8 protein-coding genes and 1 pseudogene are annotated in these 12,074 nt (G+C 39.4%); 6 read left to right on the top strand and 3 right to left on the bottom strand.

Annotated features, from left to right (window positions below):
• Positions 1 to 203 precede the first annotated feature (203 nt).
• The 5 genes and pseudogenes from F944_RS01225 (at position 204) to F944_RS01205 (ending at position 8,941) form a co-directional block, all read left to right on the top strand.
• A complete protein-coding gene (locus tag F944_RS01225; RefSeq protein WP_004985662.1) occupies positions 204 to 1,904 on the top strand; it encodes an NAD-dependent malic enzyme in 1,701 nt (566 codons plus the stop codon).
• 151 nt (positions 1,905 to 2,055) lie between these two features.
• Positions 2,056 to 5,376, top strand: coding sequence for a type VI secretion system Vgr family protein (locus tag F944_RS01220; protein ID WP_004985653.1), 3,321 nt, complete (start codon positions 2,056 to 2,058; stop codon positions 5,374 to 5,376).
• A 10-nt stretch (positions 5,377 to 5,386) separates the two neighbouring features.
• On the top strand, positions 5,387 to 7,432 hold the full coding sequence (locus tag F944_RS01215) for a peptidoglycan DD-metalloendopeptidase family protein (protein ID WP_004985651.1): 2,046 nt from the start codon (positions 5,387 to 5,389) through the stop codon (positions 7,430 to 7,432).
• A 13-nt stretch (positions 7,433 to 7,445) separates the two neighbouring features.
• Positions 7,446 to 8,143: pseudogene (locus tag F944_RS17215) on the top strand (hypothetical protein).
• Positions 8,144 to 8,320: 177 nt separating this feature from the next.
• Entirely contained in the window at positions 8,321 to 8,941 is a 621-nt protein-coding gene (locus tag F944_RS01205) for a LysE family transporter (protein WP_004985646.1), read from the top strand.
• A gap of 2 nt (positions 8,942 to 8,943) precedes the next feature.
• On the opposite strand, the gene znuB is transcribed toward F944_RS01205, so the two are convergent.
• Genes znuB through F944_RS01190 form a run of 3 tightly spaced genes read right to left on the bottom strand, consistent with a single transcriptional unit; the run spans position 8,944 to position 11,027 of the window.
• The gene (gene znuB / locus F944_RS01200) at positions 8,944 to 9,762 is read right to left on the bottom strand and encodes a zinc ABC transporter permease subunit ZnuB (protein ID WP_004985643.1); all 819 of its coding nucleotides are present in this window, start codon (positions 9,760 to 9,762) and stop codon (positions 8,944 to 8,946) included.
• A 3-nt stretch (positions 9,763 to 9,765) separates the two neighbouring features.
• Positions 9,766 to 10,557, bottom strand: a complete 792-nt coding sequence (gene znuC, locus F944_RS01195; protein ID WP_004985638.1) for a zinc ABC transporter ATP-binding protein ZnuC — start codon at positions 10,555 to 10,557, stop codon at positions 9,766 to 9,768.
• Entirely contained in the window at positions 10,527 to 11,027 is a 501-nt protein-coding gene (locus tag F944_RS01190; protein ID WP_004985636.1) for a transcriptional repressor, read from the bottom strand. Before F944_RS01190 ends, znuC begins: the two co-directional genes overlap by 31 nt.
• A gap of 122 nt (positions 11,028 to 11,149) precedes the next feature.
• Here F944_RS01190 and F944_RS01185 point away from each other — a divergent pair, with 122 nt between their 5' ends.
• Positions 11,150 to 11,989: a metal ABC transporter solute-binding protein, Zn/Mn family gene (locus F944_RS01185; protein ID WP_004985634.1), complete on the top strand. Its 840-nt coding sequence runs from the start codon at positions 11,150 to 11,152 to the stop codon at positions 11,987 to 11,989.
• Positions 11,990 to 12,074 lie beyond the last annotated feature (85 nt).

Raw genomic sequence — 12,074 nt, 5'->3', positions numbered from 1 at the left:
TATCCAGAAGTATTTATCTCATTCGCTACGATATGTAAAAGCGCCATAAACCTCCCACCAGATTCTATTTGAACATAAAATGTGATCTATTCGACTATCAATTTTGGAAATACCTATTTTGCTAAAAAAGCGCGTAAGCTATATCGAACCGATGATTTGAATGAATAACCGTTTGGCACTTGAGCTGAACAATGAGATAGGCAATGACCGCTGAAAACACCGCAAAAAAACATCCACTTTATATTCCCTATGCTGGCTTTACCCTTCTGGAACTCCCGCTACTCAATAAAGGCTCAGCTTTTTCCCAACAAGAACGTGGCCAATTCAATTTACATGGTTTACTGCCACATGTGATAGAAACCATCGAAGAACAAAGTCAGCGCTCTTACCAACAGTTCGCAGCTTTTAATGATGCGATCAATAAGCACATTTATTTACGAAATATTCAGGATACTAATGAAACCCTGTTTTATCGTTTAATCGAAGATCATTTAGAAGAAATGATGCCGATTATTTATACACCAACAGTAGGTGAGGCCTGTCAGCGTTTTTCTGATATCTATCGTCGTCATCGTGGGGTATTTGTGTCTTATCCAGACCGTGAACACATTGATGATATTTTGCAAAATATTAATCGTCGTAACGTTAAAGTGATTGTGATTACCGACGGCGAACGTATTTTGGGACTGGGTGATCAGGGTATTGGCGGGATGGGGATTCCAATCGGAAAGCTATCACTCTATACCGCATGTGGGGGGATTAGTCCTGCTTATACTTTACCGATCACGATTGATGTTGGAACCAATAATCAACAATTACTCAATGATCCTTTATACATGGGTTGGCGTGAACCGCGAATTACTGGCGAAGAATATTATGATTTTATCGATCAGGTCTTAACTGGAATTCGCCGTCGTTGGCCACATGCCTTGATTCAGTTTGAAGATTTCGCACAAAAAAATGCGATGCCTTTATTGACCAAATATCGTGATAAATTCTGCTGTTTTAATGATGATATTCAAGGTACAGCTGCGGTATCAGTGGGAAGTTTAATTGCAGCAAGTCGTGCTGCGGGCAAACAACTCAAAGATCAGATTGTCACTTTTTTAGGGGCAGGTTCGGCAGGGTGCGGCATCGCGGAGCAAATTATTGCCCAAATGGTGGCTGAGGGTTTAAGCGATGCTGAGGCTCTTGCTCGAGTCTTTATGGTCGATCGTTTTGGTCTCATTACAGAGAACCAGCCAAATTTACTGGATTTTCAGCGCAAACTTGCACAAAAGGCGGATGTTATCTCCGATTGGGCCAAGGTTGAAGATGTGATTTCTTTACTGGATGTGGTAAAGAATGCCAAACCTACCGTTTTGATTGGAGTTTCAGGTCAACCGGGATTATTTACTCAGGAAGTAATCGAAGCACTTAATGCAAACTGTGAGCGTCCGATTGTGATGCCATTGTCCAATCCAACTTCACGGGTAGAAGCTGTGCCTGCTGATATCATTCAATGGACCAATGGTCAGGCATTGATTGCGACAGGGAGTCCATTTACTCCAGTCAATTATCAAGGGCGCTTGTATCATATTGCGCAGTGTAATAATTCCTATATTTTTCCAGGGATTGGCTTGGGCGTGATTGCTTCGGGTGCTAAGCGCGTGACAGAAAATATGCTCATGGCCTCTAGTAATGCATTGGCAGATTGTTCGCCATTATTGAAAAATGCCGAGGCCGATTTACTTCCACCGATTGCAGATATTCAAAATGTCTCGCGTGTGATTGCATTAAAAGTTGCGCAAGCGGCGATAGCGGATGGTGTTGCAGTGCCATTAACCGATGAGCAAATTCAAAGCAATATCGAAAAAGAGTTTTGGCAACCTGAATATCGTACTTATAAGCGCGTACCTTTTTAATGAAGGTTAGTGATTAAAGTCGCTACATTCACAAAAAGAGCTTCGGCTCTTTTTTTATGGAATAAAAATAAAAAACAACTAGACGATACGGTCTGTATTTTTTAAACTTACGCGCGATTGATATCAATAAAACTAAAAATGAAGAAAGATGATGTTAAATAATATTTATAGTATTTTGGAACAGGCGGGTTTTGGCACTTTAAAACGCGCCATCCATGTGCAATTTAGTCACGCCTTACTCAATACTCAGGTTTTTTTACAGCGTATTGACGGGCATCATGCGCTCAATGATGGCTTAAATCTTCAGCTCACATGTTTGTCAAATAATGCACACATTGCACTAAAACAATTTATTGGCTGTCAGGTCGCAGTCGACCAGATCAATGATCTGGGGCAATTTTCACGAACTTCAGGGATCATTACACAAGCCAGTCAAGGTCAGAGTGATGGTGCATTGACCCTTTATACACTTACTGTACAAGACCCGACCGCACTTTGGCATAAACGACGAAATAGCCGTGTCTTTATGAATAAAAGTGTACCCGAAATTACGGAAATTTTATTTAAAGAGTGGCAAGCTAAAAGCAGCTTATTTGCTGCAAGTTTGACGCTTGATTTGAGTGGGCTTGGTCAAAACTATGATATTCGTCCCTTTACTATGCAAAATAATGAGACGGATCATGACTTTCTAACCCGTTTATGGCGTAGTGAGGGGATTAATTGGCTAATTGATGAACAAAACAATATTGTTGTACATACGCTACACGATATTGAGTCACAGAAACTACGTTTGATCGATGATCAACAACATTTTGCTGCTATGAGTCGTCGTGTGATTCGTTTTCACCGTAGCCATGCCACAGAATATTTTGACAGTATGATCAGTTTGATTGCACACCGCCAATTACAATCAACGGCGGCTTATGTACAACGTTGGCAAGCGGATGGTCTGACTCAGGATGAAGGTAGTGGTTCCGTATTAAGCGCGCATTTGTACAGCGATCAGTATAACAATGAAAGCCTAAGCCTTGAACAGGCTTGGTCTGTGAGTGCCGCATGGACTTCAGATCTGACTGGAGCCGATCAGGCAACGCCTTCTGGTTCGGAGCAGATTGAGCGGCTGAATCAAAATTTAAGCGCCTATCAGGAAATACATGCTAAATATTTTAAAGCTCAAACGACGGTAAGAGATACCCAAGTCGGTTACTGGTTTGAACTCACAGGACATCCAGAAATTGACCAACACACGGGAAGTGATCGGCAATTTCTGATTTATGAAAAACGCTTTTATAACCAGAATAATTTGCCAAAAGATATTCAACAACAATTTGAACGCTTAATGTCCAGAACGGCATTGTCCTCATTGCAAAAGGATGAACGCCAAGGCAATGAGCTAACCCTAATACGCCGCCAGATTAAAGTTGTCCCAGAATATCAACCTTTGCAGCATCGACCATCGGTTTATCCACAACGTGCGCGTGTGGTTGGACCAGAAAATGAAGAAATTTATGTCGATGAATGGGGGCGAATCAAAGTTCGTTTTCTGTTTACCCGAGATCAGGATCATGCGCATGATGGTGGCGCAGGTGCCAATGAGAATGACGCAGACTCTGCTTGGGTCGATGTACTGACACCGTGGGCTGGCGAAGGATATGGCGCAAGATTTCTACCCCGTGTAGGAGAACTCGTCGTCATTGACTTTTTTGATGGCGATGTCGATCGACCATTTGTAACGGGGCGAATCCATGAAGCGCAACGTTCACCCACAAAATTTGATGTAAAAGGACAATTGCCCGCAACCCGAAATTTGAGTGGTATTCGTTCACAAGAAGTCGCAGGCTCAGGCTTTAACCAGCTTCGGTTTGATGATACTACTGGACAGATTAGTACCCAGTTACATAGTAGTCATGGTGCCAGTCAATTAAATCTGGGTAATTTAAGTCACCCTAAACAACAAGAAATCAGTCAAGGGCGTGGTGAAGGTTTTGAACTGAGAACCGATCAATATGGTGCTGTGCGTGCAGGTAAGGGAATGCTGATTAGTACTTATGCACAGGAACAGGCGATTGCTGATCATTTGGAAGCGGCTCAAGCACAATCATTATTGTCACAGGGCTATGACAATATGAAAATGCTCAGTGAAATTGCTGCAAAGCAGCAGACTGATGCGTTGAATGTGATTAATCGCTTACCAAAATTTATTCAATCATTAGAGCTTAAAACTTCAGGTCAAGCACTTGACAACACTTTAAGTCTATTTAAAGAAGGTATGAATAATGATCCTATCCATGCCCTTAAAGATTGCGGTGGTTTCATTGAGGATATTGGTGCGCTTGGTGGAGATGCCAAAAGCGCGGTAGAAGAATTTAATGCATTCTTTAGTGATGCCAAAGATGCGGTAGAAAACTTAAAAGAATTCATTGAAAACGTAGAAGAAAATGGTGCTGATATTATTAAAGGTAAGCTTGCCAGCATTAAAGATCGGATTCAGCAGAACCCGTTTGAGAGTATTAAAGAAGTTGGAAAAGTTTTAGCCAATGTCGATATTAAAGACTTTGACTTGATGAGTAGTTGTGGGACTTTTAGCAAAGGTAGCAAGCTAGAAATTACCCCATCTAAAGCATTGAGCTCATTACAAGGCTTTATGGAAGGTTATACTCAAGGTCTGGAAAGTAGTTCCGATGCCAAGCAACAAGAACAAGGCAAGATTTTTAGACAGGCATTGATGTTGTTGGCATCACCGAATGGAATTGCATTAACTACGCCTGAAAATATTATTTTACAGGCCTCTCAGGATATTGCTGAGAGTGCCAGTGGTTCAATTAATTTGAGCGCACAGAAAAATATTATTGGACATGCGCAGGATAAGATTAGTTTGTTTGCTGCACAAAAGGGCTTTAGGGCTTATGCCGCAAAAGGGAAATTGGAGTTGCAGGCGCAGGACGATGCGATTGAAGCAATTGCCAAGAAGGTGATTAAACTGATTTCTACTGAAGATAAGATTGAAATCACCAGTCCTAAAGAGATTGTACTAACAGCGGGTGGGTCGCAACTCAAAATTAATGCCGATGGTGTGTTTTCAACCACAGGTGGTAAGTTTGAGAGTAAGGCTGGTCAGCATTTGTTTGTGAGTGGCGCTAAAGTTTCATATGAGGTTCCTGAATTACCAAAAATAGGACCGTATGCTGTTGATTTCTTATTCTCAAGTTTAGCCGGTACGGGGATAGAAAATGCAAAAATACAGATGTATGAGCCAGATAAAAAAGAAATTATTTGGGAAGGGGTAACGAATTCAACAGGGAAAAGTAATTTATCAATGCAAGAAGAATCAAAACGATACGAAGCATTGATTGGTTTTGATGAATGGTCAAGTATCTTTGATGATGAGGATAAATACGAAGAAGAAAATGACGATGAATTTGAAATTGGTGAGCATGGTTTGCAAGCTGAAAAAAAAGATTTGGAACAATAGGTAAGTCTATATGTCAAATGTTTATATAGTTAAATCTGGTGATACTCTTTGGGGAATCTCAAGAAAACATCGTATTACAGTAAAAGAGCTTGCGAGAATTAACTCATTATCAAGCAGAATGATTCATAACTTGAAAATAGGGCAGAAAATTCATTTAAAAGATGGATCTAGTAGCGGTCATAAATATGAAACCCAATTAAAAATAGTTTTAATGGATCTTTCTTTTAAACCAATCTTAAAAGCTACAATTCAATTGGATTTTGATGGCAAGAAAATTATAAAGAATACAACTAATGGCATATTTGATGATATAGGAATAGAAGACCATTCTAAAGGGCTAAAAGTATTCTTCAAAAATATAAATGGCAGCTTTGATTTAATTGCTGACCATAAAACGCTTCCCTTAGGCCGGAAAGTATTAAAATTAACTTCAAGAAAAATTAAAGTCGAAGGATCACATTATGTAAAAGAAGGATTACTTAACGAGACTGTATCTGAAATTAAAAATAATTTGAAAAGGGTGGGTAAACCGATAGTCGATGGAGTCTCCTCAGTGCTTGAAAGTCTATCGAGTACAAAAACTCCTCATCAACCCCACAGAGTAACATCTAAAGAAAAAAATCAATTACCTGAAGAAAGACAAGAGCAGAAACGAACTGATGCTGGTAATAGTACACATATAATTGCTGCACAATTTACAGAAGATAATTTTTTATTAAAGCCACTTAATAATAAATATAGAGCTTATATTGTAAGTGCTGCTAAGCGACATGGTTTCACCGCACATTCATTAGCAGCTGTTATCGATGCCGAAGCAGCAAAAATAAAAAAAACAGGGGAGTGGAATGTTAATAGTAAAGCAGATTCTAGTTCTGCTGCTGGATTAACTCAATTCTTAGACGGAACATGGCTCGCTATGTGTAATGATCAAAGTTCTCTAGTTGGTCAATATGTGAAAAATAATCCAAAATTAACTAAAGCGCAAAAATTAAATTTGCGATTCAATGCAGAAATGGCAATTGATGCTGCTGCTGCGTATGCTATTAATAATTTTAAAACTTCCGGTCTTCCTTATCAGAATTTAAGTGAGCCAAGCTCAATGGCAAAATTTGCTTATTTATTACACCATGAAGGAGCTACAGGAGGGAGAAATTTTGTATTGAATACCTTGGATTCTGAAAGAGCAAGGAAATTACTATTTACTCAATTCGGAAAAAATGGTGCTAAACAGGCTGAAGAATTCTTGAAAAGGTATAAAGGTGATGCAAAAGCTGCTTATGGAGCATGGTTAAGAAACTATATTGATGGGCATATTGATATTTATAACTATGTTGTTGATATGAATAAAACTTCTAAAATAAACTTAAGCATGGAAGAAACTATTAAGCTATTAAAAGGACAGCCAATACCAGCACCTATTCCTAAAGAGCAAAAAGTAACTTCACAAACTACTAATACTCAACAAGCAGCACCCAAGAGTGAAAGTAATAAACCTCAAGTTCAAAATGATGGAAAGACTGTTGGTGGTGATGAGGGGTGGCATGATCCTTTACTACAATGTAAATTAAGAACAGCGGGATTAGCAAATGCGAAAGGTGCTACCTTTGGTAAAGTGAGAAATAATGGAACTAAAAATCATCAGGGTGTTGATTTACAGGCTAATCCTGATACAAAAATATATGCTGTATGTGGTGGAGTAATTGTTGTTGCTCAAGATTCTGGTGGCGCATATGGTAAAGTGATTGTCTTAAAAGTTGATATCAATGATTTAGCGGAAAAGCAAAAAAAATATGCTCAAAGCAAGCTTACAAAAAAACAATATATCTACTTCTTTTACGCTCATTTGTCAGATATTAATGTGAATTTGGAAGATCCTATAGTAGAAACTGGAGATATAATAGGAAAGACTGGTGCAACAGGCAATGCAAAGGGAATGACAACAATTTCTAATGGCGCTCACCTTCATTTTGAAGCTAGAAGTGCTCCTACATTAGGAGTTGGATTGGATGGAAGGATTGATCCTATACCATTTATAAATGCAAATTTACCATATTGATTTTGAGGTTATAATGAAATCTATAAAATTACTAGCAATGATAATTGCTTATAGTGTTTTTTTTAATATTTGCAATGCCAAAGAAAATGTCCTTTGGGATGATTATTTACAAGATGCTACTCAAGTTAACTCACCTGTAGAGTATATAGGAGCATATAATAAATATTCTGCCATTAATCCTAATTTGAAGATTATGTTGAGAGATTTTGGTGATATTAATAAAACAAAAAAAACATTAACTATACGTTAAAAAAATACGGTATTCAAATATTAAATGGTAAAGATATATATGATGTTTTAAGAACGGCAGTGCCTTTGCAATCTAATGTTGACTTAGTCTTACTATATCATGATAAAGATATTTTGGCTTTTAGAATGAGAGAGTTAAGTACTGTTAACTATGTTAAAATCCCTTTCAAAAGAAATAGGGTCTCTGCTTTTTTATATAATATAAAAAATAATAATTTCACTGAAATACCCGTAATACTATCTGACAGTGAAGATGGTGATGAGAAAACAGATCTACTTATGGGTGATCAGGTAACATATGATGCTAAGAAAGGACAGTATACGTATCTTGCAAATGTTAAAACTTATACAGATGGAAAAGTTTCTCCATTTAAAGCGGTTTTTAATATTAATCTAAAATGTATTTCCTTAACATTGGGGTGTGAGACAATAGGTGTTTTAAAAGCAACCAAATCAAATTAAAATTCTTAACTGTAAAATCTCAGAGAGTAATTACATCTTTGAGATTTTTATAAAAAATTAAAAACATTTGGACTTATTCAACTCAATAGTTTTGCTGCCTTCAGGATATCCCCAGTTTAACTAGAGTCCTAACTCCAAAAACTATACTATTCACATTATTTTTAGCGGTTTTCATCGATGTCCTTTCAAATCTGGCTCGGATTCATGCTCGCATGCTGGGCGATTAGCATATCACCGGGTGCAGGTGCGATTGCCTCTATGTCGAGTGGTCTAAACTACGGTTTTCGACATGGTTACTCGAATGCGATCGGTTTACAGCTCGCTCTGGCCTTACAAATTTTGATTGTTGCAGCGGGAGTTGGTGTACTTTTTGCGACGACTTCTTGGGCATTTCTAGTGGTCAAATGGTTTGGCGTAATTTATTTACTCTATTTGGCTTATAAACAATGGATAGCACCAATACAAGATATTGAAATTAAGCAGGAAACTATATATCAATCACGCCGAAGTCTGATGTTAAATGGCTTTGTGGTGAATATGAGTAATCCTAAAGCCATTGTATTTTTACTGGCAGTATTACCTCAATTTTTAGATTTGAACCGTCCACAGTGGCCACAATACGCAATTATGGCATTCACAATGATCACTATCGATTTAATTGTGATGGCAGGTTATACAGGACTTGCTGCGAAAGTACTGCGCTTACTTCGCTCACCAAAACAGCAAAAATATTTAAATCGCAGCTTTGCCATCATGTTTGCCGTCGCTGCATTGCTGCTCAGTTCGATTCATCAATGAGTTTAAAGTTTTATACTTTGACCGCGTATCGCTTTCAATTTTTGCATTACAAAAATGATCGCAAATAATAATGCCATGCACAGCACAATACTTAAGCCTGTCGAAATATTAATCACCGCACTAGACCATAGTCCCACAGTCACACCAGTCTGGGCGCAAATAAATGCCCAAATCACCATTTGTTTTGGGGAGTTGGCTAGAAGTCTGGCAGTTAGAGCAGGGATGACCAATAACGCGCCCATTAATAATGAACCTACCGCACGTAGGGCCAAAACGGTAAACAACGCCAGCAGCAACATAAAAATCAAACGTTGCCATTTTGCATTGATCCCTTCGCTCATCGCGATATCAGGGTCAATTGCAATCTGGATTTGTGCTTTCCAGTAGCGATAAAGCACAGCAAGCGCCAAGCCAATAATGATGACAAAGATAGGTAAATCTTCCCAGCCAATTGCAAGCAAATCACCAAATAAATAACTCAATAACTCAGGCCGTAAACTTGGAATTTGTTGGATCAGTAATAAACCTGAACAGAGCAAAGTCGCTGAACACAGTGCCAGTAATGCATCGTTTGGTAAGCGAGGGTCGTGTAATACCCAAAGTATCCCAACCAATAATAATGCCAGCATGGCGACACCAAGCCACAGCGGGAGCTGTAGAATTCCTGCGACCGCGACCCCAAGTAATGTTCCATGCGCCATCGTATCTGCAAAAAAGGACATTCTGCGCCAAAGCATCAAGCAGCCTAAAGGTGCTGTCAAAAAAACCAGTAAACTTCCCATCGTCCAGGCAGGAAGCAAAAGTTGTAACCATTCCAGCATTGCTTAAGCTTCCGGTTCAGGGTGAATATGAGGGTGGTCGATATGTGTACATGTCTCAACATGATCACCATGCGCACAGTGATCGTGATGGTGCTGATATGGGACACGTTGTCCACCAAAAATGGCCAGATATTCTGGGTGTTGCTGAACACTCTCAGGTAAACCACTACAGCAGATGTGTTTATTTAAACACACAACCCGTTGAGTCCCTTGCATCACCCATTGCAAATCATGTGAAACCATGAGTACGGCACAACCATAACGTTCAGGCAGGCTACGTACATATTCATAAAGCTCGGCTTCGGATTGGATATCCAGCCCCTGCATCGGTTCATCCAGCACCAAAATATCGGGCTGGCGCAATAAAGCACGTGCTAAAAGTACACGCTGTTTCTCACCACCAGACAGTTGTTGTACTTTAGAATCCTGTAATTTGGAAATACCAGTATCACGAACAATCTCATTGCGTAATTCACGGTCACATTTTTCCAAATCAAGTAAGTCTTTGACTCTTAATGGTAAACTGTGTGAGGGATTGAACTTTTGTGGTACATAGGCCATTTTATTTTTTTGACTGCTCACTACTTTGCCTTGTGAGGGATGGGTAATCCCGAGCAATACTTTGATAAGCGTCGATTTGCCTGCGCCATTGGGGCCAATCAAGGTGACAATTTCATTTTGATGTAATGAAAAGTCGACATTTTTTAGAATATCCCGATCATCCAAATGAACTGATACACGATCTAGTCGAATCAGTTCAGGCATCAGTGTGACAGCTTGCTGCACTGTTGGCATTTTCCAGAAATCTCGATAATGGTATGTTGAGCATTAAAATGATCTGAACCTGCCAATTGATGTAATTGTTGCAGCAAGCCTTCAGAAGAAGCTTCCTTCACCACATGACATTCATTACAAATCAAAAAAGCAGCTTGATGCCCTTCACGAGGATGGCAGCAAGGAATATAGGCATTGATCGAAGTCAGACGATGAATCAGTCCTTTTTCCAATAAAAAATCAAGGGTACGATAAACCGTAGGTGGCGCTGCTGGACGATCAGATCCACTTTTAATTTTTGCCAATAAGTCGTATGCTCCCATCGGACCAGAGGCATTTAAAATTAAAGCCAGAACTTCTTTACGTAAAGGCGTCAGACGTGCTCCTGTCGAGGCGCAAAGGCTTTCCGCTTCAGCTAGACGTGTGGCAACATTCAGGTGATCATGTACACCATGTAAGGCATTATGATGTTCGTGTGAACAAGCACTCATAGACAAACCTCATTATTTTATTGAATAGTAGCATGAAGTCAGGCTGCTATCGAATAAGCGTAGGTGTTTTTCAAAATTTGTTATATTATAACATGAGTTGTTTATCTAGGTTCGATTTTGTTATGTTTCGTTTTGCGGTGTTCTGCCTATTTTCTATTATAACGACGCTGTCATGGTCACAAGCGCCGCTGGTGATTGCAACTCATCCGATTTATTTGATCGCCAAAGAAATTACACAAGGGATAGAAGAGCCTCAGTTATTGCTGGCAAATCAATCTGGACATGATATTCAACTGACTCCAGCACATCGCAAAGCCATTCAAGATGCATCTTTGGTAATATGGCTAGGCAAAGCCCACGAAGCGCCATTGGCGAGTCTGCTACAAAATAATCCTAAAGCGATTTCAATTTTGGATTCGCAAATTGTGACGATTTTACCGCGTCGAAGTACCCGTAACGTTCCGTTAGACAATACCATTGACACTCATGTCTGGTTAGATCCTAATAATGCTGTGCGTATTGGTTTTTTTATTGCTGCGCTGCGCTCACAACAACATCCTGAAAGTAAAGCCAAATACTGGGAAAATGCACGACGCTTTGCTCAAGAAATGCTGGTTGCAAGTCAGGGCTATGAGCGTAAAACAGTACAACCTTATTGGTCGTATCATGATGCCTATCAATATCTGGAACGCGCGCTGAATTTAAAATTTGCAGGTGCATTGACAGATGATCCACATATTGCAGTGACTGCCTCTCAGCTCAAATATTTAAGTGATACCCGCCCCAAACCGAGTATGTGTCTTTTGGCTGAAGGAAATGCCAATCAAAATCAATACCGAATCTTGAATCCAATCGTATTCCAGCGTGTCGATGAAAGCATGAATGAAGATCAGGATTTTGTTGATGCGTGGAAGAAACTCGCCAGTCAAACCACAAAATGTGTCTTAAATGCAAGCAAATAAGCTCAAAATGCCTGACATGCAGATGATTTGGGTGTAAACAAATCATCTAAAAAAACACGACTTAGGTCGGTAAAAGATTGCATGT

The sequence above is a fragment of the Acinetobacter ursingii DSM 16037 = CIP 107286 genome, assembly GCF_000368825.1.
In the GTDB taxonomy this organism is placed as follows: domain Bacteria; phylum Pseudomonadota; class Gammaproteobacteria; order Pseudomonadales; family Moraxellaceae; genus Acinetobacter; species Acinetobacter ursingii.
This window is presented reverse-complemented; position numbering and strand designations above follow the sequence as displayed.